This window comes from Jeotgalibaca caeni (assembly GCF_028863945.1).
Classification (GTDB): domain Bacteria; phylum Bacillota; class Bacilli; order Lactobacillales; family Aerococcaceae; genus Jeotgalibaca; species Jeotgalibaca caeni.
In genome coordinates this window covers 1-25,363 of the sequence record NZ_JARBEA010000038.1, presented here as the reverse complement: position 1 = coordinate 25,363, position 25,363 = coordinate 1, and the positions used below count along the sequence as shown (strand labels likewise).

At 40.7% G+C, this 25,363-nt stretch carries 23 protein-coding genes; 2 read left to right on the top strand and 21 right to left on the bottom strand.

Features of this window, described 5'->3' with window-relative positions; genetic code table 11:
* Window positions 1–63: 63 nt before the first annotated feature.
* Window positions 64–420 carry a YdcF family protein gene (locus tag PVE40_RS08780; protein WP_274731531.1) on the top strand — a complete coding sequence of 119 codons (357 nt, stop codon included), beginning with the start codon at window positions 64–66 and terminating at the stop codon, window positions 418–420.
* 82 nt (window positions 421–502) lie between these two features.
* Here the strand turns inward: PVE40_RS08780 and PVE40_RS08775 are convergent, their stop codons facing one another.
* The 5 genes from PVE40_RS08775 to PVE40_RS08755 are packed head-to-tail and all read right to left on the bottom strand — an operon-like array spanning window position 503 to window position 6,716.
* Window positions 503–2,215, bottom strand: coding sequence for a class I mannose-6-phosphate isomerase (locus PVE40_RS08775; protein ID WP_274731530.1), 1,713 nt, complete (start codon window positions 2,213–2,215; stop codon window positions 503–505).
* A 7-nt stretch (window positions 2,216–2,222) separates the two neighbouring features.
* The gene (locus PVE40_RS08770) at window positions 2,223–2,669 is read right to left on the bottom strand and encodes a PTS sugar transporter subunit IIA (protein ID WP_274731529.1); all 447 of its coding nucleotides are present in this window, start codon (window positions 2,667–2,669) and stop codon (window positions 2,223–2,225) included.
* Window positions 2,670–2,671: 2 nt separating this feature from the next.
* Complete coding sequence (locus PVE40_RS08765) at window positions 2,672–3,727, bottom strand: PTS fructose transporter subunit IIC (RefSeq protein WP_274731528.1); 1,056 nt, start codon at window positions 3,725–3,727, stop codon at window positions 2,672–2,674.
* Between the two features lie 11 nt (window positions 3,728–3,738).
* On the bottom strand, window positions 3,739–4,056 hold the full coding sequence (locus tag PVE40_RS08760) for a PTS fructose transporter subunit IIB (RefSeq protein ID WP_274731527.1): 318 nt from the start codon (window positions 4,054–4,056) through the stop codon (window positions 3,739–3,741).
* A gap of 2 nt (window positions 4,057–4,058) precedes the next feature.
* Window positions 4,059–6,716, bottom strand: a complete 2,658-nt coding sequence (locus PVE40_RS08755; RefSeq protein WP_274731526.1) for a glycoside hydrolase family 38 N-terminal domain-containing protein — start codon at window positions 6,714–6,716, stop codon at window positions 4,059–4,061.
* A gap of 183 nt (window positions 6,717–6,899) precedes the next feature.
* Between PVE40_RS08755 and PVE40_RS08750 the strand changes: the two genes are divergently transcribed.
* Window positions 6,900–8,837, top strand: coding sequence for a BglG family transcription antiterminator (locus tag PVE40_RS08750; protein WP_274731525.1), 1,938 nt, complete (start codon window positions 6,900–6,902; stop codon window positions 8,835–8,837).
* Window positions 8,838–9,102: 265 nt separating this feature from the next.
* On the opposite strand, the gene PVE40_RS08745 is transcribed toward PVE40_RS08750, so the two are convergent.
* The 16 genes from PVE40_RS08745 to PVE40_RS08670 all read right to left on the bottom strand — a co-directional run bounded on the left by PVE40_RS08745 (window position 9,103) and on the right by PVE40_RS08670 (window position 25,173).
* The gene (locus PVE40_RS08745; protein ID WP_274731524.1) at window positions 9,103–9,843 is read right to left on the bottom strand and encodes an SIS domain-containing protein; all 741 of its coding nucleotides are present in this window, start codon (window positions 9,841–9,843) and stop codon (window positions 9,103–9,105) included.
* Entirely contained in the window at window positions 9,844–11,124 is a 1,281-nt protein-coding gene (locus tag PVE40_RS08740; protein ID WP_274731523.1) for a PTS ascorbate transporter subunit IIC, read from the bottom strand.
* 6 nt (window positions 11,125–11,130) lie between these two features.
* Window positions 11,131–11,412 carry a PTS sugar transporter subunit IIB gene (locus tag PVE40_RS08735; protein WP_274731522.1) on the bottom strand — a complete coding sequence of 94 codons (282 nt, stop codon included), beginning with the start codon at window positions 11,410–11,412 and terminating at the stop codon, window positions 11,131–11,133.
* 18 nt (window positions 11,413–11,430) lie between these two features.
* A complete protein-coding gene (locus tag PVE40_RS08730) occupies window positions 11,431–11,856 on the bottom strand; it encodes a PTS sugar transporter subunit IIA (protein ID WP_274731521.1) in 426 nt (141 codons plus the stop codon).
* Entirely contained in the window at window positions 11,846–13,828 is a 1,983-nt protein-coding gene (locus tag PVE40_RS08725; protein ID WP_274731520.1) for a BglG family transcription antiterminator, read from the bottom strand. The genes PVE40_RS08730 and PVE40_RS08725 overlap by 11 nt, the downstream gene beginning before the upstream one ends.
* A gap of 302 nt (window positions 13,829–14,130) precedes the next feature.
* Window positions 14,131–14,736, bottom strand: a complete 606-nt coding sequence (locus PVE40_RS08720) for an NAD(P)H-dependent oxidoreductase (protein WP_274731519.1) — start codon at window positions 14,734–14,736, stop codon at window positions 14,131–14,133.
* Between the two features lie 40 nt (window positions 14,737–14,776).
* Window positions 14,777–15,094: a type II toxin-antitoxin system RelE/ParE family toxin gene (locus tag PVE40_RS08715; RefSeq protein ID WP_274731517.1), complete on the bottom strand. Its 318-nt coding sequence runs from the start codon at window positions 15,092–15,094 to the stop codon at window positions 14,777–14,779.
* The gene (locus tag PVE40_RS08710; RefSeq protein ID WP_274731516.1) at window positions 15,095–15,346 is read right to left on the bottom strand and encodes an AbrB/MazE/SpoVT family DNA-binding domain-containing protein; all 252 of its coding nucleotides are present in this window, start codon (window positions 15,344–15,346) and stop codon (window positions 15,095–15,097) included. It abuts the gene before it with no gap.
* Window positions 15,347–15,481: 135 nt separating this feature from the next.
* Window positions 15,482–16,441 carry a Gfo/Idh/MocA family protein gene (locus tag PVE40_RS08705; protein ID WP_274731515.1) on the bottom strand — a complete coding sequence of 320 codons (960 nt, stop codon included), beginning with the start codon at window positions 16,439–16,441 and terminating at the stop codon, window positions 15,482–15,484.
* Window positions 16,442–16,653: 212 nt separating this feature from the next.
* On the bottom strand, window positions 16,654–17,505 hold the full coding sequence (locus PVE40_RS08700; RefSeq protein WP_274731514.1) for a carbohydrate ABC transporter permease: 852 nt from the start codon (window positions 17,503–17,505) through the stop codon (window positions 16,654–16,656).
* Complete coding sequence (locus PVE40_RS08695; protein ID WP_274731513.1) at window positions 17,498–18,370, bottom strand: carbohydrate ABC transporter permease; 873 nt, start codon at window positions 18,368–18,370, stop codon at window positions 17,498–17,500. Before PVE40_RS08695 ends, PVE40_RS08700 begins: the two co-directional genes overlap by 8 nt.
* Before the next feature lie 70 nt (window positions 18,371–18,440).
* Window positions 18,441–19,685 carry an ABC transporter substrate-binding protein gene (locus PVE40_RS08690; protein WP_274731512.1) on the bottom strand — a complete coding sequence of 415 codons (1,245 nt, stop codon included), beginning with the start codon at window positions 19,683–19,685 and terminating at the stop codon, window positions 18,441–18,443.
* A gap of 142 nt (window positions 19,686–19,827) precedes the next feature.
* The gene (locus tag PVE40_RS08685) at window positions 19,828–21,243 is read right to left on the bottom strand and encodes a glycosyltransferase family 2 protein (RefSeq protein WP_274731511.1); all 1,416 of its coding nucleotides are present in this window, start codon (window positions 21,241–21,243) and stop codon (window positions 19,828–19,830) included.
* Complete coding sequence (locus PVE40_RS08680) at window positions 21,233–22,273, bottom strand: HEAT repeat domain-containing protein (RefSeq protein WP_274731510.1); 1,041 nt, start codon at window positions 22,271–22,273, stop codon at window positions 21,233–21,235. Before PVE40_RS08680 ends, PVE40_RS08685 begins: the two co-directional genes overlap by 11 nt.
* An 18-nt stretch (window positions 22,274–22,291) precedes the next feature.
* Complete coding sequence (locus tag PVE40_RS08675; protein WP_274731509.1) at window positions 22,292–24,430, bottom strand: family 2 glycosyl transferase; 2,139 nt, start codon at window positions 24,428–24,430, stop codon at window positions 22,292–22,294.
* Window positions 24,427–25,173 (bottom strand): hypothetical protein, encoded by a 747-nt coding sequence (locus PVE40_RS08670; protein ID WP_274731508.1) that lies wholly within the window; start codon window positions 25,171–25,173, stop codon window positions 24,427–24,429. Before PVE40_RS08670 ends, PVE40_RS08675 begins: the two co-directional genes overlap by 4 nt.
* Window positions 25,174–25,363 lie beyond the last annotated feature (190 nt).

Here is a 25,363-nt window from a genome sequence, read left to right as displayed (position 1 = left end):
GAGACGGAATAAAAAATATAAATTCCGGTAAAATTTAGAGCAACAGATCATTTTTTTGTCGGTATGAATTATTCAGGCGTTTATGATTACTTAAAGTTTGGATTAACAAGGGAGCAAATTATTCCTGAAACAGAAGCTACTAGTACGTATGAAAATGCGGTATTTACTTTGAGCATGATGGAAGACAATGGCTTCGATTCAGCTATTATCGTCTCTTCTGATTTCCATATGTTGCGTACCAAACTCATTTATGAACGGCTTAATAAAGAATACGATTTTGAATTGATTTATGTGGCTGCGTTTCAAATGATTGATGGGGAGCCAACTCCCTGGTACGACTTAAATAGTGATATTGGCAACCAGGAATTTTGGAAAATTTGGGGGTACTTGCTGGGGATGTATCACTTTTTTGATTTGTAAAACCTTCTCCTTTAAAAAGGCCAGAATCCATCTCCTCATGAGATCGATTCTGGCCTTTTTTCTTCTTATCGCAATGGATGCTTTAACGAATATAAGCTTTTATAACCACACATTCTCCGATTGGTTGAAGGATGTACTCACCTACTGATTCTGGAACAATAAAGGTCTCTCCGTAATAAACGTCGAAAGGTTCAAATGCATGAGTCGGAGACAGCACTTGAATATGCTCACCTTCTACCAAATTCAACATATTCACACTCTTATCTGTAGTTTGCAGCATGGGTTTTGAGAAGATGAGGCGGCGTGTTTCAATACTCTCTGTTTCATGCAGTCCCGTGCGTTCTTCTCTGAGCCCGTCTTCCTCTTTGATAACTTCTATCTGATTGTATAGCTCATCTCTAGCATATTCTTCGGTACAGCCCATATTGATTACATGTTTGCCGTGATGAATAGAAATGGGTCTTGGTTTACCATCCAAGTCTACTCTACCCCAATCCCATAACTTGAAAGTAAAACGATTGGGAGTGGAGCTAATTTCTAAAACGACACAATTTTTTCCGCTTGAGTGAATCGTTCCTCCCGGAATCAGCAAATGATCATGCTTCTTCACAGGAATTTGATTGATGTATTTTTCATCATCAAACTCGCCTGATTCCTGTGATTTTTCAAATTCAGCCACCAGTTTTTCTTGCTCTACCCCTTCTTTCACACCAATGTATACCATCGAATCTTCCTTACTTTCCATCACATAGTAACTCTCATCTTGAGTATATTTGGCACCAAAGTTACGAAAAGCATAGTCTAACGTTGGATGAACTTGTAGACTAAGGTTCTGCCCATTCATCGTATCTAAATAATTGAAACGAATGGGAAAATCTCTTCCGTATCTACCAAATACTTTTCTACCCAATAGTTCTATTGGGTAAAGAGACACTACATTTTGAGCAGGTATCTCAACTTCTATGTCCTGAACTCGAAAGAGGATACTATTCTCTTCTGGTACTCCGTCAAAGCACCAAGCCAAATTCCGTTCATCTATTCCAACTTGAAACGTTTTTTGTAGCCACTCTCCGCCCCAAATTCCTGGTTCAAAAAATGGAACTAAACGAAATGGTTGTGTGGTGAAGGATTTTAATGCTTGTCTCAGTGCGTACCCTTCCATCATTTTAGGCATCGTTTCATCAGTCATATCGATATAATAAGTACATTGTGGCAGAATTTTATTTTTCACTTCCAAACTAGCTGGCCATTCAAAATAGTACGCGCGTTTCATTTTCTGATTAAAATGATTTTCTCTTAGTCCCATCCAATTAGGATATCCTTTTTTATAGCCATTTTGAATCTCCAAACGCGTAATATCCACATACACTAAACAATCATACGAAATGACAGTCGATGCCCCTACCCCCACCAAAATATGGGGGCAAGAAATAGCTTCAAGTTCTTCATATAACTTTTTTACTTTTATCGGGGATAGAAAGTCCTGAAAATTATGATGAGAAAATCGGCCAAATACTTCATCTTCTGTAAGGTCACTGGCAATTTCTCGGTAGATATATTCAGGAGGTAAATAAAGTGAATCTGTAGAGGTTACTAAACAGTCAGGAAACTGTTCATGGATCTCTTTCAATATCAGCTCGCAATTAATACCTGGATGAACTTCTATTGCCACTTTTCGATAATTTCCTTGAATTACTTCATTTTTTAATCTTGTAACGATTTCTGCATAACCAATCGTAATCTCTATGGGCTCTTTCAAGTCTAATCCCGGACGCAATCGATACATTTTCTTCATCCTTTCTCTACGCTTGATTTAGTGCCTGCAACAAATCTTTACATGCTGTTGGCGTAGGTACTTGCAATAACTGCTCACGAAAATTTTCGTTTGCGAGCTTTCTCGCTAGACTGGAGAGTATTTTCAAATGCTGGTTCTCTACATTTTCAGCAGGCACAAAGATACCGAAAATCATCTGAATGCCTGCATCGGAGTTCCATTGAATCGAGGGATTCAAGCGCAAGAAAACAACAGTGGTTTCTTTTACTGCGACAGATTTAGCATGAGGAATGGCAATCGCTAAACCCATCGAGGTTGAGGCTTCTTCTTCACGTAGTAAAATATCCCTTTTCAATTGAGCAGGATCATCGATTCTCTTTTTATTCTTTAACAAATCGGTGATATAAGCAATGACTGCGTCCTTATCTTTTAAGGAAACATCCAGTTGAATGAACTCTTCTGCTATAATCTCCATAATCAATCCTCGCTTTTTTCGATTTCATACTCTTCATCATTTCTAGTAAGTAAATAAATAATTAGTACTGCAACGGCGGTACCCACAACGAATGAGAGGAGGTACAGCGGAATATTGCTCACTAGTGGGAGTGTCTCCAATCCACCAATTGGTGCTGCTAATGTAATACCCATCGCAGCTGTTAACCCTCCAGTCACAGCTGCCCCAATGCAAAGGGCTGGCAGGATTTTTTTAGGCTTGGCAATGACGTAGGGAATCGCACCTTCCACAAAGAATGCTAGGCCCATAATATAAGCTCCCACCTTTGCTGCCCGCAGACTTGGGCTGAACTTCTTAGGGAACAGCGTAGCCGCAACTGCACATGACGTACTGATTACCATAGCACTGCTTCCGCAAGCTGCCATAATAACGCTAGGAACCGGCTCCCCTGATGCATTGGTCAGAGTCGCAACTGCAAATAGATAAGCCGTCTTATTAATTGGGCCACCCAAGTCTAAAGCCAACATCACACCAATGACCGCTCCAATCAGTACAGCGCTCGTATCGTTCAAGCTAACTAAGAAGTTGTTTAAGCCGGTATTAATCGGTGCTACAATCATATTCACCAAAATCATAGCAGCAGCACTTAGTAGTAAACCTACAATTGGAAAAATTAATAAGGACTTAATCCCTTCTAGCGAGCGAGGGAATTTTTGGGTCAGTTTCTTCAAAAGGACAATGATGTATCCACTAATGAATCCAGCAGCAATTGCTCCTAAGAACCCTGACCCACCGTCTCTAGCCAGCATCCCTGTTACAATTCCCAGTAAAATAGCTGGCTTATCTCCAATAGAGTATGCGACGTATCCTGCTAAGAACGGGAACATCATTCCCATTGCTAACCCACCAATTTGAAGTAACCATGCAGTCAGTGGTGTGGACGAACCAAAAGTAGAAGATGATGAATTTCCAACATCAAGTAAAAATGCCAATGCGGTTATGATACCGCCTCCAATTACAAATGGAAGAAAGTAGGATACCCCTGTCATCAGGTGTTGATATATTTTCTTTCCGTTCATGTTTATCTCTCCTAGTAAGTCGTAATTTTATCTTCTTCAATTTTTTTGAAAATTTCATCTGCTTTACGAATCGCATCTGTGACCGATACTTCTACTAACTTCTTCCCTCTAAATCGTTCCATTTCTACTTTTGTATCTGCCGCAATAATGACCGCATCTGCCTCTTCAATATCATTTTTTGACAATGCATTTTCCACTCCTGATGATCCATTCGTTTCAACTTTAATTTTGTATCCTTTTTTCTTAGCGATGTTTTCTAGATTCTCTGCTGCTAAGTACGTATGCGCAATTCCAGCTGGACAGGCACAAACTCCTACTACTTTTTTCATATCTATTCTCTCCCTTTTTCCAGTTTTATCATTCGTAATTCACCTTTTTGGAGCTTTTTATCTAGTGATTCTTTTTTAGTTTCTTCCATGTTTGTTTGATAGATTGGATAATTAGTTGCTTGACCTTCTAGAGTTCCTAGATTAACTTCTCGGTCTTCATTATTAAAAACACGCACTATATAAGAATCGGAAAGGTCCGACTTCACTATTGTTCCAAATACTTCTTCTCCATCTTCCAGCTGAAGGAAATGATAATTGTTTGGCACCTTTTCTTTCATTGGGTTAGTCGGGAAGTAGTCAATTGGATGAATAGACTTGTCATAGGTTTGCTTTTGATAGACAGAGGAATTCGTGGCATAAGTAACATATTGCTTGAAGATACCATTGGGAGAAAAATCCGTGGCATAGCTCACTGCTAATTCAAAGTGGTTCTCTCGCTTCATTTGACAACTTGGTGTTTCGAAAACCATGTAGTCTAATCCACTTGGACGTCCCGGTCGTCTATTCAGATCCGGGTAGCCTAGAGCGCCATAGGAACGGAAAATAGTTACGCCGATATCTTTATAGCCTTCGTTAACAAATTCATATTCCTTACTACCTCTTGTATATATGGTCATGACTTGTTGATTATGAACGGTTGAAACATGATTTAGTAATGGATAAATAGGACTTGGTTCTTCAAAGTATCCTTTTTCTTTCCAGTTCGTTTGTTCTTCACTAAATGTCTTCCGTTTCAAGACGCTGTACTGGGTTCCAGCAAAAGAATATTCATTCGCTTCTTCTCCGGTAAAGAGAAGTCGTACCCGATGCTGTTCTGCCTGGTTATGAAATTTCCCTGACAATTTAACCATAGGAGAATTTTTCTCTACTACCAACTGGATGGTGTATTCTAAAATACTTGTTGCTTCTTTATTTTTTCTCTCCTCTAAATTGAAAGGTATATTCATAGAACCCCGTATGGTCATTTTTTGACTAAACATAGAGGAACTATATTCGACAGAAGCTTGGTCTAGAGAATCTGTTATTTTCCAGTCGTGAGTTGGATAGGAATAGTCAAAACTGTCTCCTTCGTCTCCAGCATCTTCAATTAAAAAGGCTCTTTCGTGTAATCGTTGATTGATTTTATCATATATAGCGATTCCTTTTTCATTTTGAAAAATTTTGTAGTTTTCATTTTCGATGTAGTGGCTAGTTGGAACCATTTGACCGTATTCCGTTTGCTGCTCTTCCCTCACTTGATAGGTCCGGTAAGAAATACCAGGTAAATCTTTTGCTTCAAACTCGATATCGGTTACGTAATAAAATTTCTCTTCATTAATCAAAAGCGGATTCTTTCTCAGCACTCCATTATTTTTTCTCTCGGCGTGTAGAATGGTATATGGTACCTTTTCATCATTCAGGTAAAGACTGAAGTTTGAAGTTTTGGTAAAAATTTTTGCTTGGACAACTTCTGTGTGCATTTGAGGCAATGTACTCATCACAATCAGTGGACTGTCCGTTGAACCTTCATCATTTAGAGAAAGCGACAGCAGTTTTAAGAGGTATTGTTTGTGTGAATAGGCTAAGTTTAAGGAATTCTTAGTTTGCCTTTCTATATAAGCGTTGGTTTCTTCAGTTAAGTTCGCTGAAGAATGAGTTTGACAAAGGATTAATGTCTCCCATGCCTTATCCACGAGACCATGATTGTATTCAATTCCTAAGCTGTCTAACATACTCATCATCGGTTGCAACTCATAAGTTAAGACACGCTCACATTGGTCTTGAAGAGCCTTCACATCTGCACGGGCAGAATAGATAGAACGATGGACGCGGTGATATTGTGGGGAAATCAATTCGTGTTGATGAATTTTCAAACCCTGCCCTTTTTCCCTGATTTTTTGGAAGAATTTTTGCCATGTCGTTTCTACAAATTCAAATTCTTTCTGACTAGCATTATAGAAAGCTATTTTTTCTTTTATATCCCGAACCATCGGATTTTGGTCGAAGCCTAAGGGAAAAACAAATTCATTTTCAATTGTTGAATAGGTTAGTAGTCGGTCGATTAATTGATGTACATTTATTTTATTGTAATCTACCGCTTGATTAGTGAAAAGTGTTCCTTCCTTAAACGAATAAGCTCCATATCCATATCCCGCAATCATCGTATAGACTAGAAGGCGTGATCCATCATTGGATTCTAAATAAAATTCACTTCCTAAATTATATTCGTCCCCTACTCCTCGAGTAATAACAAAGTCTTCAATGTCAAATTGTTTGAATATTTTCGGATAGTCAATGGAATGACCGAAGGAATCGGGTAAATAGGCAGTTTTTGAAACCCTTCCTAACTGTCGAGCTGTTTTAATACCAAGTCTCAGATTATTAAGGACGGATTCTCCACTTGTTATAAAGCTATCGAGCTGAGAATTGAATGGACCAATTACAAGTTGACCGCTAGACACATACTTCTCGACTCGTTTTCTTTCATTTGGAAAAAGGGTCAGATATTCATCAATTGGAGCCGTCTGCCCATCTAGGAAAAAGTTTTCCACTTCTCGATTGTCAAATGCATCTAACAGTTCTTTCATGTTATAGGAAAACTGAACACTCGCATCTTGAACAGTAAAATACCAAATTAAATCCCAATGCGTATGATGAATACAGTTTGCTATTTTCTTCATTATTTCACCTCTTCAGTGGTTTATTTTTTCATCTATAAGGTACCACTTTTCAGTTTCAACAATAAAGAGCGACAGAAGGAAGTATTTGCAACATTGGGCTCTATTGTTGCAAATATATAGGCTGTATCTCATTAAGGTTCTTGCTATAATTAAATTGGAAGAGTTTTAGAAAGGAGTCGTACCTTGAATAAAACAAAAAAAGTATTCGACCTTATTCAGCTTCTGATTCATCAACATGATTATCAAACAGCAAATGAACTGGCAAAATCTTTAGAAGTTTCTCCGCGTACGATTCACAATTATTTAAGATCTCCTGAATTTACTGCTCTTGTCCAGCCAAATGAGCTGGAGAAAACACCCAATTCTGGTATAAAATTGCATCTTACTAGTCAACGAAAGATTCACATTTTATCGAAAATAAAACATTCTGCATTGATTCCGGTAAATGAACATAACTTTGATGACTTTACCTTCATCCTTATCCAACTATTCACTGAAAAAAACTACTTAGCTTATCAAATGTTAGAAAAAAAGCTTTATAAATCCTCTTCCAGCATCCAAATAATCTTACAAGAAGTAGAGTCTTTTATTTCCAAGTTTTCTTGCGAACTCATTTATTTGAGGAACAAAGGAGTGAAACTTGTCGGCTCTGAAACAGATATTCGCAGTTTATTTCTTTTTGTATTAACAAATTACTTGAGCTTCCATGATGATAGCCGTCAGTTTGACCGAATATCTAAACGAACAGAAGCTATCTTAGATACCTTTTTCACTCCAAAAGAAAAAGAAGACCTGGTTCACCTAGCCGATGTATGTGAAACAGCGATGAAGACTAGTATTTGCGAGAATGACTATAATCTTCTATTACTTTATTTAATGATCATTATTATTCGTTTGAGAAATCATTTTTATAGTACCGAAGTTTCAAATAAAACAGTGGAGAAAAGTGTAGAGTTCCAATATGCAATTCTACTCAAGTTTCATATGGAGCAACTTTTCCAGATATCTTTTCCTGATAGTGAGCTCTCTTATCTATCACGAATTTTAATGTCTACTAGGAAGCAAACGAATATGATGACAGAGTCCCATGAAAGTAAGGTAATTGATCAGTTTATAGAATTGGTAGGGATGCGGTTGAATATTGATCTGAGTCAGGATAAAGAACTTAGTAGAAATCTCAATACGCATCTGAGGCCAGCTATCAATCGGATGAAACAAGGGATTCCCTTTAGCAACCCTTTATTGGATTACATTAAAAATGATTATACCGAAGTCTATTTGTCAGTGCTGACGACTATTGATGATTTAGAGAGAATGGAAAACATCTACTTTGATGCAAATGAGATTGGGTATATTTGTTTGCATATCATTGCAGCAATTAGCAGACCTGAAAATATTAGCGCAATCAAAACCGCTTTGATTTGTAAGGAAGGATTATCCATTGAACAATTTTTGGTTCATATCATTTCTTCTTATTTCAAAGAGATAGAAATCACTGAAGTATATCGTTCCAATACAATGGATGAATTGGATCTGGCTGAGTTCGATCTCGTAATCAATAGTACGAAAGCTCTTGTGGAAAGTTCAAAAGTGGTGGAAATCAGCACTTCCTTCACGCAAAAAGATTTCTCTGCTATCAAGCATTTTATTAATTTTCATGTACTGGAAAAAGAACTGAAGAAAAGCTATCTTCAAGACCATCTACTCTACTTTATAATGAATTACACTACACAAGAAGAATTCATCAATAGTTGTTGTCAATATTTGCTACAGCACAAATATGTAACCAGCCATTTTCCTTCAACTGTTTTTGACCGTCAGAAGAAGAGTACCACCTATGTTGCACGTGGTATTGCCGTTTTGCATGGCTCCAAGGAGGAGGTTTTGCACTCGTCTGTATTAATTATTAACCTGGAAAAGGAAATTGAGTGGGATGGTTATCAAGTACGGACTGTCATCTTCATCGTGTCAAACGATGAGAACCCAACTATTTTCAGCCAATTATTACGGCAAGTTATGCGAATCGCCTCGTCTGATTCTTTAACAGAAAAGTTACATGCTTGTGCGGGGTTAGATGATGTATTTATGTTATTGGAAAATGTAGAGACAAAAATAAGATAAGTAAAAAAGCCAGAATCCATCTCCCACTGAGACAGAATTCTGGTTTTTTTGCATCTTCCGTTGCGATAGCACTTCCTCTCGTCACGCTATCACCACGATAAATCACTTATCGTGGTGATAGCTACTCTTTTTTACATCGTATCACAACGCAAAAGGAGTTTGCGTTGCGATAGCCAGACTTTCTCGTCTCCTATCGCAACGATAGACCTAGAAAGTAAAAAGTCTCTGACCCAATAATAGGATAGCCTTTCTCATGTTCATGTGTTTAGTAGCGATAGTGAATGGAATCTTGATAGCGTTCATACAACGCGCGGTTCAATTCGTCGCCGCCGTCTAGATTTGCACTATAGAAAATCGGTGGTTTTTCCATGCCGTTTTCCACAAGTTTCTTCACTGTTTCTACGACAATGGTGTTCAAAACAGTCGCACCGACAACGGTTGACGATGGACCTACTTTTTGTTCCAAACCTTCGATGGAGCAAACGGCATCTCCAATGTCGCCATGGTTATCAATGACTACATCGCAATACGCATACAGATTTTTTCCGGATGGGTGGCGCGAAGATACTTCTTTGGAATAAGTGAGGTTCGTAATTCCTACCGTTCTCACATTCTTCTTCTGTGCTTCCATCGCTAATTCGATGGTTACAGGATTCCGGCCCGATACAGAATGTAGAATCAGCAAGTCCCCTTCTGCAAACGGCGTTTTGTTCGCCAACGTTGTTCCGTAGCCAACCAAACGTTCCATTTGGGAAGTATGGGTAACAGGTTCCACATCCAGCAGCACTTCTTTACCGAAAATTGGATTAATGGTCATCAAGCCACCTGCTCGGTAATACAATTCTTGCGTCAGAATTCCGGCATGGCTCGCGCCAAATGCGAAAATAGCATTTTTACGTTCAATGGTTTCGACCATTAAATCAATGGTTGCTTGAATGGCGGTAGATTCTTCTTGTTCAACTACTTCTAGCAGTTCTTTTATTTTATCAAAGTACTCAAATGTCATCTAGAACACCCCCGACAATAAGTCTGCAATCAGTTTCGCAATTGGTCCGAAGATTGAGAAGTCATTTCCTCCAAAAATAAGTAACCAGCTTTGAATCGTTTCGCTGTAGATGGCAACGGAAATTCCCATTACTGCTACCATTACGAAGGATGCGGCCATGGTTCCAAGGATTGCCCCTTTCAAACCACCTTGACCTTCTCCTACTACCGCTGCTCCACCCATTTCAAAGAAGGAAGTAACAACAAGAGGTACAAGCAATACGCCAAAGATGTTAAAGGAGTTTGCAATGACAATCAGGATGGTTGACGTAATCATCGCTACAAGGAACCCGATAATCACTGCATTTGGACGATAGTTAAAGAGAATCGGTACGTCAAATGCTGGAATTGCTCCAGGAATTAGTTTTTCAGAAATCCCTTGGAAGGCTGGAACGATTTGGTTAATCAACATACGAACCCCGTATAGCATAATCAAGAGACCGGCACCAAACGTCAATCCTTGAGAGATCGATTCAAAAAATGGATTTGCGCCTTCGCTAATAACGCTAGGGATAAAGATGGAAAGAACCAAGTATAATAGGAAGATAACAATTGCACCGGTAACTGAAATTTCACGGAAGAAGGAGAGGCTTTGCGGCACATTTACATCTTCTGTAGAACGTTCTTTGTTCCCGAACTTACGAGCAACTAAACCAGAAATAATACTTAAGAAACCAGTTGGGTGACCAATCAAGAATGAATCGTCTTCGGTAACATCCCAAACAAATCGGCGCATGATCCATGGCATAAAGGACCAGTAACAAGCTGAGAAAATCGCTCCAAAGAGAATCAATGGAAGACCTCTTAGTCCACCTTCAACTCCTGCTGCAACGAAGATGAACGGGAACCACCATAACATGTGGCCGGTTAAGAAAATTGTTTTTACTTTTGTAAAGCGAGCAATCAGCAAGTGAATAATCAAACCGATAAACATCGCCATACCGACTTCTCCACCGAAGCTGTTGGTAAAGGTCACGTCATTCAACGCCTCGCCCACTGTTGCATCACTAGTGATGGTCGCTTGGAAAGCGCCATTGATTTGGGAAATAGAACCAGCAATCAAGCCAACCCCTGTGTCTAACACCATCATCCCAAATGCTGCCATCAACGAACCTTTAATAATGTCCGCGATGTTTTTCTTTTGCACAATCAAACCGATTGCGGCAATCAGCCCTAAAAGGACTGGTGGATTTCGTAATACATTATTTGATAGTACATCTAAAAAGCCCGTCAGGAATCCCATCCTCTATCACCCCTTTTGATTTGCTAGAAATTGATCCAATGCTGCGCCAACTTCTGCTTTATCCATATAACGTTTGATTGGGTAAACCGGTACCTTTTCGGTTCTCATTAACTCATCGCCGAACTCTTGACTCGTGAAAATAGCATCTACTGCTGCCCCTTTTGCCGAGCTGATGTCTGTGTTTTCTACCTCACACGTGATTCCTCTTTCTTTACACACCTTCTGTAGCGTCATCTTCAAAACCATTGACGAACCGACACCAAATCCACATACTGCTAAAAATTTCATTTTACTTCCTCCTCTTTTTTATTTGATCATTTCTGTTATTTTATCCAAATCACCAGAGAGAAAAACTTTGTAGTTCTCTTCATTGATCAGGAGTTCTGAAATTTCGGCTAACGCTTGTAGGTGAGCCGATGAATCGATGGCTGCTAGGACAAGGAAAATCTTAACTGGATTTCCTTTCAAGTCTACAGGCTCATCGAGAACCAGTAGAGCCATCCCGAGTTCATTTACACCGTTCCCGGCTGATGCGTGAGGGAGTGCAAAATAATCCTGCAAGACAATGTAAGGACCATTCACTTCCACACTCTCAATCATCGCAGCCACGTACCGTTCTTCAATCACTTGCTCTTCTAGAAGCGGTTGGCTGGCTAGGCGAATCGCCTCTTCCCAACTTGCTACTTTTTCAACCCGTTGCATTCTTTGTTGGGTCAATACTTCATTCAGCATGCATATCCTCCTCATTTATGTATTCAATAATCTCTTCCTTTGAACTCCCAGACGTGAGCAGCTTCATGAACGGTTCATCATTCAGGTAATCAACCAACGCTTGTAAGGCATGGAGATGGGACGTGGAATCTACGGCAGCAAGACAAATGACAATTTGTACCCGATCACTTTCCACATCACCAAATGGGACTGCCTCTTTTAAGGTAATCAAGCTCATGCCGATTTCCTTTACCCCTTTATCGGGACTGGCATGGGGCATGGCCACATTCGATGTGATGACGACATAATTGCCTAACTCTTTGACAGCGCGAATCATCTCTTCTATATACCGTTGTTCGATAGCATCGCGGTCCTTCAAAAGCTGTCCGCCAAAGCGGATCGCATCTTCCCAATTCTGCACATCCACATTGGTTTGCACCGTATCCGTTGTCAAAAGACTGCTTAATTTCGGTGCTGTTGCTTCTTTAATGTGGTGACGATTGGAGAAGTAGCTGCGCTCATAGTCCTTTAGCGTTTGAATCTCGCCCCCATTGAGAAGCGGGGAAACTTCGATGACCGGCACATGGTATTCCTTTTTGATTGGCAAAGTAGAAACGATTAAATCAATATCATTTTTGGCTAACAGTTCCTCATTCAACTCCCGAATGGAGAAGGTTCCAGCGATGTGGAATGCGAAAAATTTGTTGATTCTGGTTTCCAGAAGCTTAGAGGTGCCGATGCCGTAGTTACAAATCAATAGTACATTCGGCCGTCCACCCATCATCGAAATTTTCTCCAAAGCGGCCGCAATATGAAGGGTCATAAAACCGATTTCATTCGTTGAAAAAAGGATATCGCGTTCAGCGCTCAAGGTATTCAAGGATGTCCCCACTTGGTCAAACAGCTCCGGATACGTTTCCTGGATTTGCTGAAGAATTTCGTTTTTCAAAAACACTTCATTCTCCATCCGATTCAAGGCTGGACCAAGATGCAAAACTAAGGCTGTAAACAAATCTTGGTCTTGATGCAAGGGAACCGCCAATTGACGACTCATTTCCTCGATAAAACGATTTGTAAACAAGTAGAGTTCTACCCAATTTTCATCCAGAAAGTGTTCGGATTTAATCAGGTTTCCTTCAATAAACAGATTGACCAGAAACCACACCTCTTGATCAGGTACGTTAATCTGGAAACAATCCTCCAGCTTATGAGCCTTCTCTGTTAACAAGGTGTATTCTTTATTTTTCAAAGCGTCGGTTTCCTTAACGGGTTCCAAGAAACGCCCTTCCTGCATCCTGCTTATCGATAGAAGAACGCCATTCGTCAAATTGCGATACGCATTGTCTGAATAGATTTTCTTGAGCTTCTTCTCGATGTCAGAAATAACGTCTCCCACAAATTTGAAGTCTTCCTCCGAAAACCTCAGCCAGTCTTTTTCTAGAATCCGCTCTTCCAAATAATGCGTTAGGAAGTTTTGGCTGCTGAGAATACTGATTCCTTCCCGGCGAATCAACCATTCATTACCGGTTAAGTGGTATCCCTGTTGCGGTTTGTACTCGAGGTTGATGCTCTTCTCAAGAAGTTCTTCCTTCAGTACCCTGATGTCAGAAATAACCGTACTTCGACTCACCTGCAACAAATCCATCAAGTACTGAATATCGATGGTCGTCATTTGCAGCAGAGATTCAATGAAAATCCAGTCTTTCCTCTCTGATGCCGTAAGTGTTTGGTCGGACCTTTCAACTTCATGGAGTAACGAGATTTTGTCTTCCTTCGTCAGCTCGCTGTTATCCAGCGAAATCTGAATTTTCATCTCTTTCCTTACACGTGGAAGTTTCTTTGTTTTCAAATAGAAGTCGATCGATTCCAGATCATTCCGAATCGTTCGCTCACTGACCTCAAAATGACTTGCCAATTCTTCTATTTCAAAGGTATCATTCGGAAATTGAATCAACCGTTTCAAAATAGCAATCGAACGTTGATTTAAAAACATGTCGTTCACCTCTGTTCTATCTTCATTATAAAGGGATTGCGGATTGATGAGAAGATTGAATTGTTTCCGCGGGGGAGAAAGGAATCAGCTCGTAACCCTGGCACGGGGTGCGAGGTTACGAGCTGGGCTTTAATGAGAATCATTGAGGGAGTTACTTATTGGTTCGAATAGAATTTCTTTTAGACTATATAGCGCTCTTGCACAAATCAAAAGCGCTAAATCGTTTATATTTTATTTATAATTGCTCTATCGATTAGCTTCATTTTGAATCGTTTATTTTCATTAAAAATCTATTTCCTAACCTAAACTTTTTCATTTATCAGTTCTTCTGTTTCAACTAAATACTTCTCCAACTCTTCCCTTGAAAGATAAGGAACTCTGCCATAAAAAACGTGGTCGATGATTTCAACATCAATACTATTGAACAACCATTCAGAGGTCAACGTCTTGATGGCCTTGGTGATTTTCGTGTCCTCTCCATCATCGCTTTGCGGTTGGCCAGTTGGCGTCAAAAACAGGGCTCTCTTTCCAGCAAAACGTTGCTTCGGATCCTCTGAAGTGAAACTATATGCAAACCCATGTTGGAATACACGGTCAATATACCCTTTCATGATTGCTGGCATACCATTCCACCAAATCGGGAACAAATAAATGAGTAACTCACTTTCTTCAATGAGCTTTTGTTCTACCTTCACGTCTTCCGGATATTCACTGTTTTCACGAACAAATTCTTGGTTCTTTGTATAAATCATATCAGATTCATTTAATATGGGGTTAAAGTTCATTGCATATAAGTCTCGAACTTCTACTTCATAATTTTTCTTCTCAAGGGCTGCAGTGACACGGGTCAGTAATGCGTAGGAGAAGCTTTCTTTTCTTGGGTGGGCGTAGATGATTAGTGCTTTCATAGATCGTGCTCCTTTGGGGTCAAGTGGGGATTGCTAAAACTTAAAATTGCAATTTCATTTGCTTCTGTTTATATAAATTACCAATCAGAATTTTGTTCTCATTTTTATTAATTCGATAAAAAATAGCATAACTCTTCCCAATTAAGATTCGATAAGTCGGTTCCCTAAAACCATATACAAGCGAGACTTCCTCGTTCATTTCAGGAAAAATCTTTATTAATTCGATTGATTTATAAATAGCTTGCACAAATTGATTCACTTGGTTTTCCGGTATGAATAGTTCTGTTTCCCATTCCTTAATCGTTTGAACTAAACTAGTTCGAAAGCTTTCCGAGTATTCGACTGTATATTTCACCATTTATTTTCCCCAACCATACTTACCGAATTCTTTATTCATCTCTGCTTCAGTCACGGTGTTATTTTTTTCAAAATCAGCAAAGCTTTCTTCAATTAGCATTCGATCATGTTTCCGCGCCGTATCTTTTGTATCCAAGATGATTTTATTGCCTTCTTTATGATATTCTAGCAAGTCGCCTTCTTTCAGCTCCCATTCTTTCGGAAAAATTGCACCTACTGAATTCCCAATTTTCCTTACCTTCATTTGTCCCATGATGGTGCCCTCCTAAGGGTTTTATTAACCTTATTATAACATGTTATAACTAGACTGCCAATTATATTTTGCGCAAATCTCTTTGTATATAAAGAAGACGAAGTTTCCTTCGCCTCTCCATTTCCTATATAGCCGCTAATCAAACGGATAAACCAATCCCCACTCCCGGCGAACAACATCCATCACTTCCATCACACGCTTTGTTTTAGTAAGGGTTGGATTCTCAGCTTTCGCCAATACCATTTTGGTAAAATGATTGATTTCATGTGTAAATGCGTGCTCTTCGTCATCGACTTCGATAATCGTTTCTTCGCCTTCCAGATTTTTGAATACTGCTCGTTTCGCACGAGGATAATTCGGAATTTCCAGGTGCCCTTTTTCAAAGGCAACAACGCCCACGTGTGGGAGGTTCGTGGCAAAGGAAAGTTCAACAGTCGCTAGTTCCTGTTCTTGGTTGCGCAACACAATTACGGACGACTCATCGACGCCTGACTCATGCAAGTTCCCTAATGTAACGATATCGCTCGGAGGGCTGCTCATAAATTCCAGCGCAAAGGTCAATGCATACGTACCGATATCAAAAAGTGCTCCGCCCGCCAACTCCTTCTGATAAAAATACATAGGGGAGTCCGCTGGTTTGTAGGCGCCATATGGAGCATGAATCATCTTTACTTTTCCTACATTGTTTTCCTTGATCCATCGTTTCAATTTTGGGTACAAAGGTACATGGAAAATGGTCATCGCTTCGGCAAGGTACAATTTTTTTGTTCGAGCTAATTCGACTACTTCGTCCAACTGTTTCATGCTGGTAACCATAACTTTTTCGCAAAAAACGTGCTTGCCTGCTTCGAGGCAGAGCTTGATTTGTTGGTAGTGATGGCTGTGCGGTGTCGCGATATAGACGGCATCGATCGCCTCATCCGCCAACATTTCTTCATAGCTGCCGTAGCTCACAGGAATGGCATATTTACCGGCAAACTCTTCTGCTTTCTCAAGTGACCGCGATGCAACTGCGTACAGTTCTGCTTGTTCATTTTGAAAAGACCGCGCAAATGAATTGGCGATGTTTCCCGCTCCTAATATGGCCCATTTCATCGTATGTCCCCCTCATCAGTCATGTTGCATACAGAATAGCATACCTTCTTCTAAAAACCCCACTCAGAATGGGTAGTTCAGCAGAAAAAAATCTCCCAACTACCCACTTTTACGGCAAACTGGGTAGTTGGGAACAAATTTTTTTCTGAGCTACCCACTTTCATAAAAAAATGGGTAGCTCAGGATTTATTTTCTGCTGAGCTACCCATTTCTCATCCTTTCAACCCTGATGTCGTCTCTGCATCAGTCACATAGCGTTGGAACACAATAAAAACGAGTAACAGAGGAATAATGGACACGACAGAAGCAGCAATCAATATCGTCCAATTAATATTCTCCGCACCAACCAATCCTCTTAAGGCAACTTGCAAAGTATAGTTTTTCGGATCATTCAATACAATCAGCGGCCAAATGTAATCGTTCCAGCGCCACTGGAAAGAAAATATACCCAGAGTTAAAATCACTGGCTTGGCGATTGGGAGCATGATTGTAAAGAATATTCGGCCATCTGATGCGCCATCAATTCGAGCTGACTCGATTAAATCGTCCGGCACGGAGACGAAAAAGGTGCGGAACATGAAGATTCCTGTGGCGGTATTGATGGACGGAATAATGATACCAGCCAAACTGTCATAGAGCCCTAAGTTTCGAATAATAATGAATACTGGATTCATGATAACTTCGGTAGGCAGCATGGTTGTAGCAATGATACAAATGAAGAAAAAGTTCAGCCACTTTTGGTCATACTTTGCAAATGCGTATCCGCAAGTAGCACTCGCAAATATTGTTAATATCGTTGTCGTAACAGCAGATACCAAGGTGTTGGCAAATAATCTTGGGAACTCCAAACTATTCCAAGCATCCAGATAACTGGTGAACGTTGGTTTTTCCGGTAATATGTTTAAGGGATAAGTAAATAACTCTGATCCCGGCTTGAACGAGCTGAGAACAAACCATAGCAATGGGAATAGATATAATAATCCAACGATAATCAGTGCGGTCGTTAGCAAAACCGTTGCAGTCTTGTCATGCAATTTGGAAATGGAGTATGTTTTTTCACGCATCTCGTCGTCCTCCTATTCTCATCTGAATCAAGCCAAATATCAGGAGAATGACAAAAAGAACCATGGAGGCGGCACTGGCATATCCGACGCGGCTCTTCTCGAAACCAGTCTGATAAATGTATTGAACAATAAACACATTGGCTGTTCCAGGTCCACCATTCGTCAACGATTGTACGAGGGCAAATTCCTTCATGGCTCCAATCGAAGCCAATAAAATGACCATAAAGGAAGTCGGTTTAATGGCAGGCAACGTGATATTCCAAAACTTCTGCGTACTGCTGGCTCCGTCCATATCGGCAGCTTCATATAGTGAGGCAGGAATATTTTTCAAGGCCGTTGTAAATTGCAGCATGTTAAAAGCTGTCCCGCCCCATAGTGCAGCCATGATAATTACTGCAAAAGAAGCATTCGCCCCAGTGGCCCAAGCAACTGGTTCACCACCAGCTACTGTTAATATATAATTGATAAAGCCAAAATGTTCGCCGAACAGCCATTTCCAGATGACCCCAGCAATAATCCCTGAAATTGTCCAAGGTAAGAAAATGATAATCTTTCCTAATACTTTTCCTTTTGCATATTTACTATTCAGTAAAAGCGCGATGCTTAAGGAAACGACATATATCAAAGGGACCAGCGTGATGGCGTAACGGAAGGTTCGAAATAAAGCCTTATAAAAGCTGGCATCTTGAAATAATTCGGTATAGTTTTCAAAGCCGATAAAGTTTGGGCTGGCAAAGCCCTTGTAATCTGTTAATGAATAATAAAACCCTAGTATGGCTGGCAGGAAAAAAAATAAAACAAACAACACGATATTCGTTCCCGTAAATACTAGCGGCCATTTATTTTTCTTAAGTTTTGTGAGCATATTTTTCCTCCCTACAAATCTAAAACCTCATTAGGCGCTGGAATAAAACGCCTAATGAGATAAAATTTTGTTATTCTTCTAAATACCCATCGTTATAATCTTTGATTGTATTTTCAATCACCGTTTCCAAATCAATTTCGTCATTCAAATACTGCACGACAGAGTCCCGGTAACTACCTGTTAACCCGGTAAAACCACGCATTGTTTTGGTTACTTGGTCTGACGTTTGTTTTCCAGATATTTCATCGGCTGCAGCGATTTCTTGAATATAAATGTCATATGCTTCCTGACCGCCTTCATAAGTGACTTCGATGTCTTCTAATGCTGGTAAGTATCCGGCGTAAGTCGCAAGTTGAGTATAATTTTCTGGTTGGTAGAGCCACTCGATGAAAGCTCTGCCTCCTTCCGGATTTGCGCCGTTCTCAAAACCAACGAGGAAGTTTCCACCCATGTTGGTCGCCCGGACTTCTTGATACGGCATATAGACGGCCTGCCAATTAAAATCAATATTTTCAGAGAAGTCTTTAATTTGCCAACTGCCTGACATATAGGCAGGAATTTGTCCGCTCTTAAACATGGACGCGGCATCTTCACCGGCAGTCCAAACCGACTTCGGCATGAAACCATTATTATTCAGTTCATAGAATCGTTCAATCGCTTTGATGGTATTCTCATCGGTCATGTAGGAAGTCTCATCTTCGTTTAGGAAGAAGTCCTTTCCGCCGAACTGATAGGTAAACGCGCGCAAACGGTGATCAGAACCATCCATCACCATGCCAAATCGAGCGTCGGTATTTGTTTTTACTTCTTCTACACTTGCTATAAATTCGTCCCAGGTCCAAATGTCTTCTTCAGAAGTTGGGTAAGATACTCCTGCTTGATCAAACAAATCTGTATTAATAAACATGCCTACTGCTGTAATATCTGTCGGTAAAGCCTTCACAATTCCTTCTTCATTTTTTATGGTCATCGATTCAATTGTGTTTGCTTCTTCTGCAACGGATGATAAATCCATCAAATATTCGGCCCAGTCGGGAACTACCCCAGATACACGAGCTACATCAGGAGCATCATCGGACTGTACCGCAGTAGAGATTTTAGTAGTTAAATCTGCATAAGGGATGTCCGTTACTTCTACATGAATTCCAGTTTCTTCTTCATACTTCTCCGCCATTTTCGTATAGGCGCTTCCTTCTGATACATCACCAGAGACATACAAAGTTACTTGATCCGTCTCACTGTCAGCACTGGAACAAGCTGATAAAATCAAAAAACTTCCCAAAATAAGTGATGTAATGATTCCTTTTCTTTTCATACGGATTTCCCCCTCTATATTGATTCATTCTGCTATACAAACATTTTGAAACAAAAAACATTTAGTATACGTTTTCATTTTAACATAGATGTGTCAAAAACAAAAAAAGAACTCCTGCAGCTAAAATGTGCATGAATTCTCTCTATTTCTCTTCTTCAATCGTCTGTTCGGTACGGGTAATTTTCCCCCATGAATGTTTGTTGCGTCGGTAGCCGATAAAGGCAGTGACCCGGATATAAGATAATGCGTAGCGGTAAAAGAACGTCTCCAGCAGAATCATCACGATGGCGCGCCAAATGTTCTGCATGCGATCCTTTGAGTCTTGGATATAAATACGCAGAACGAAGGAGGTCAAGGTAACGGTAAAGTTAAAGAGTAAGTATAGCAAAAATAGCCAAACCACGTACGGCACGAACAGTAAGTCTAAGTATAGCGACAACAGAATCGTGAAGATGCCTACTAATTCGATAAACGGCGCGAGCAGTTCGAAGAAAAAGTAATAATAGTAGGACCACAGGAAACGGAATCCTCGTTTGAAGCCACTGCCCATCAAACGGTACTCTTTGAGAGATTGGAACAGTCCCAGATACCAACGTTTTCGTTGCTTACGCAAATCGGAAAACTGATGGGGAGCTTGACTCCAACAAACAGCAGATGGTTCGTATTCGATTCGGAATGGACTCTTATTCTTGGTGAAGTGCATAATCATTCGCATCACTAAGTCCATATCTTCGCCCAGAGTTTTTGGGTTATAGCCCCCCACTGCAATTACGGCTGACTTTTTGAACAAGCCGAACGCGCCAGAGATGATCAGGTTGTTGTTAAATTGGTTCATGAATACACGGGAAGCCAGGAAGGAGCGTTCATATTCCACTGCTTGCATACTGATGACGGGATTCCAAGGAAGCTCGTACGAAATCGCCTTGCCGTCTTTGAAGCGAGCGGTTTGGGAAATGCGAATCAGGCCTCCTACCGCGATGGTTGTTTCGTCGCGGAGAACAGGTTGCATCGCTTTTTCCAAGGCATCCTTTTGCAACATGGAGTCGGCGTCAATCGTAACAAAATACGGGAAACTTGCCACATTAATACCGGCATTCAACGCATCTCCCTTTCCGCCATTTTCTTTGCGGACTAGGGTTACTTTGACATTTTCCACTTGTCCTTCATAAATCTCAAACATTTTTTGGGTGTTAATTTTGATTTGGACGGGCTTTGATACTTTTTTCAATTGATAGGTTTCGATCATTTTGGCAGCGGTGGCGTCTTTTGAACCGTCATCCACTACCACCACTTCGTACAAACGATAGTCCAACTTCACCAAACTATTGATGGTCGATAGAATCGTGACTTCTTCATTGTAGGCAGCGACAACAATCGATACCGGATAATAAAAAGCATGTTTCAATTGAATCCCGAAGCCCTTCATTTTATACTTGCGAGTTAGTTCAAGGAAACTAAAAATAACGGAAATAAATAGAAACGTTGTATAAACAATGACATACCCGATAAAAAAGTAGGAACTTATTCTCAGGAGCGGAATGACAAATTCAGTTAACATTCGGTTCAGCACTCCTTTCCATGAGGCGGTATGCCGCCATTTCACTTGCATAGCGGTCATCCCCGGTGACAATACTTGTTAGCTCTTCTACTGGTACGTTTAAATCGTTCAAGGTTTGGCTGGCATTGACCCGGACATACCATTCTCTGTCTTTCATCGCCTGTTTCAGTGCTGCAATTGTGCTTGGCTTCGGATAAGCGCTGAGTACACTTGCTGCGACAATCCGGTATTCAGCCGCCAACCCATTATCTGGATTCAATAATTCCATTAAATATGGGTAAGCTGGCTCATACGGATACTTGCGGAAATACCGCATCATCTCCAATCGCATATCCAAACTTCCTTCTTCGCTCTGCAAGAACTGAAGAAATGTTTCTTGAAAAGAGGAACTGGCTCGAGCAATGAAACTGACAATCCCAAGTTGGATGGACGGTTGATAGGAAGTGGCGTCTTTCCACATTTTTTGAGCGAGTTCTTCCTGGTCACTTGATACGGTCGCTAATCCATCCGCAATGAGCTTGGGATGATGGAAACGTCGAGCATCTGATAATTTTTGATAAGCGATTTGAATCAAGGTGACATCACCGTGCAAGTACAAGGCCTGCAGCACATTTTCGGTGACATACATATTCGGTTTTTCTAAAAAAGTTAACAACGATTGATACAGCTCTCTTTTTGAAAACGAACCCGTATACCGGGTAACTACTTGTGCAAAATATGCTCGTTCCTCTGTTGTCTTTCCTTTATATCGGTCCACCAAAGAGGTGAATGTTCCTTCTACTCTTGGTAAGTAGTGAGGACTCAACTCCCCTTCTGTTTGCAAGTCTTTGAGAGCTTCATCAAAGCAGACAAGCTGGAATGTTTGATGCAGCTTAGGCGGTACACGGTCCTCTTGAATCATTTGCTTGATTCGGTCTCGGTTGGCTTCTTTCCGTCTCGTTTGAAACCCCAAAGAGATGGCAAATCCTGCTACATAGAGGATGACTCCTGCACTGACAATAATATAACCCCACAATAAATGTGCAACCATCTTTTCTCCTCCTTCCAATTAATAGGCGTCAAACGTTTCTTTCAAGAGATCATAAGAATCTTTCAGGCGCTCCTCTGATGGAGGAATGTCCCACTTTTCCCACGTATAGGGATGTAACGTTGGTATTTTCTGGTTCTTCTGTGCTGGGAAAGAAGTGATTACTTCTTCCTTGTCATCCAGAAAAAGAACGCCGACCGACAAAGCATCAATGAATTGAGAAGCCGTTGCGCCTTCTTCCACAAGATCTCCCATCACTTCTTTTTGGGAAGGATCACGAAATTGCAATAACAGCCATGGAATCCGTAATTCTAGAACCCCTGCTTCGGTTTGCGCATAGTCGGCCAAAGAGTTGTAGTCGTCGGCAGCTGGATTGCCGTTCCCAGGCAACAGTTTTCCTGTTTCATAGTCTTCATAAGGAATGGTCTCATTCGTGTCCGCAAGTTCGATAGCTCGGTTCAAAACGTAATAAAGGGGTCTAAACTGGCCGCTATTTTTAACCGGGTTCGCCGGGTCCGCTTCAATAAAATCGAGCATCATGCCGTATTGATAATTGTAAAAATCATAATACGCATCAATCAAGAGGCGCGACTCGTCGGGATGCATATTAGCAATAAAATCAATCCCATTAGTGAAAGTTGAACCGTTTAATCCAGCTATGGTGTGATTTCCTTGATCTTGGATGGTATCAAAGAGAAAGACCGGATAGCCTTCTTCACCCGCATCATAATCCAACCGCAGATAGAGATAGCGCTCGTCGTGATCGATATACATCTCGTTCAAGGGTCCTTCTTTGGCTGTATAGATGGGTTCATGCTCTTCCCAATCAGCTGTTTCACCGTCCACTTGTATTTTGTGCGTATCAAAGCTCAAGATTCCGAACTGCTGCTCACTGGTTTGCGCATTGGACCAATATGGACGCCGGTCGGGATTATCATAGTCCATCGTATTCCAAGTCCGCTTGAACCATTCATCTTGCCAAGAAAAGACGATGCCGCCTAGATAGCCAGCTTCCATGATGTCTTCGAATAGATCACTAGTCACTTCGCCTTGTTCTTCTTCGCTGATAAACCCTTGGTGCTTGCCGTTTGGTCCCGTATGAGTCCGTCCTCTTGAACTTGGGACACCGAATTCCGCAACAATAATCGGCATCCGGTGCTGCTCTTTTAGCTCTTTCAAATACGAAGCATACTGATTTTCTTCTCCGCGGTGATCGAGAACGTCCTGATATTTCTGATCATAAATCAAATATTCCGGGTAGTACGGATACACATGGTAGGAAGCGAATTCCCCTACTTCTTCCATTTCATTTACCGGATAAATGTGGTTCGGGTCGACACTGACCAAATCTTCTTTCCCCGAAGTGTCTGATGGATGGGTTAATAAGTCGGTCGTCACCCAGTTCGTAAAACTAGTTGGTCGGATGACATCGTAGTTTTCCTTTTCATAAGTGGAAATATAATCCATCTGTTCGGCCAGCCAATGCTCAAACGGCGATGCATCTTTCGTTTCGAATAAAGTACCTTGGTATTCACCTATTCCTTGATGCAACTCGTTGGTGCTTACGACTACATGGGGATCCCACTCAATTCCAACCATCCAGCCAATCACATACTGCGAAATATCAGCTTTATACTTTCCATGACTGTGCCCTACTCGCTCGGGGACGGTAATATCTCCATGAATCGCTGCCACAACGTGCTGAATTTCTTCTTGAAAGTCAGCCAGTGTCTCTTCATCGTATGCATCTTGCGCTTCAATTAACATTTCTTCATTAACCCAGACACCATGGAATAAATAGATTTTTTCCTCATGCGTATCGTTGTATTTCTTAAAAGCCTGATAAAACTCAGGTGGATGTAACGTGTACACTCGAATATTATTGGCATTCATTTCGCCAATCATCTCAAACCAACGACTATATTCTTCTTCCGTAATGGCCGATTCGCCTGGGAAGTAGCCAGGTTTGGCAATTCCCATGTTCACTCCTTTAATCGGTACCGCTTGCCATTCGCCGTCAATCAGTACTTCATATGCTTCATCGGTGACCCGAGCATAGTAAGGTTCTTTCGGTTCCGCAAATTGGGTGCGGTAAAATAAAACGGCAACCACTAGGATCGCAATCATGCCGAGGAAAATCATAGAATTCTTTTTCTTCATAATGCCTCTCTTTCAAACAACTTCTTATAGGAATTGTATTCGTGAAATGATACATGGATTTCTTGATTGGGAAAATTATTTCGTAGCTCCTCGAATTGCCTTACTGCTGCACGTAATCCTACCTGATAATACGTATTCCGAGGTGTAATGCCATGAATACCCGGCGGCTGCAATTCATAAATCGTATAAATAGGCTTATCATAGTTGGCGCATAAGAGAGCCTCTGTTTGCAGATGCTCAGATTCTTTGCCGCGGTAATAATTCATGACCGCAACAGCATCGGCCGCTTCAGCAATAAGCTGCTCCAACTCTTTAGAAAAACCCATCAAGTCATAAAAATAAGGCACACATAAAATCACTTCTAGTTCCGTCGCTTGATACGCTTTTTTCATATTGGTGACGAAGGCGTCCATGACTTCTTGCGGATTGGTTTGAAATTCATCCAGGAGATAAGGCTCTACATCAATGACAATCCCCTGTGGTTGATGGATTTCTGCTATTTGAATCATTTGCAGTAAAGGATCCAACTCAAATGTCCATGTCGGATCGCCCATTAAAAAGTAGACTTGTTTTTCTGCTTCTTCCGCTACCGCTATAAACGAGCGAAGGGATGAAGCGGAATCTTGTTGCGTAATATGTTGGAAAATGGTCGTTACTTTTCCTTTTTCCAAAAATTCCATGGTTTTTTCGGGGTACTCCAACTGGTTCTTAGACCAGGAAAACAGTGCTCGGTTTGTCTCCATATTTATCCCTCTTTTATAGACATCCTGCACAGTAACTATAACACTTTATATAATCGGAAAGGAATCATAATCACATGATAAACATGAGAATAGGGAAAGAGTCGTAAAAGAAAAAGAGGCTGGGACAAAACCAGAAAAATGAATAAAGAAATAGCTCTCGCAGATCCCTTTTGGGGTGGCGAGAGCCATT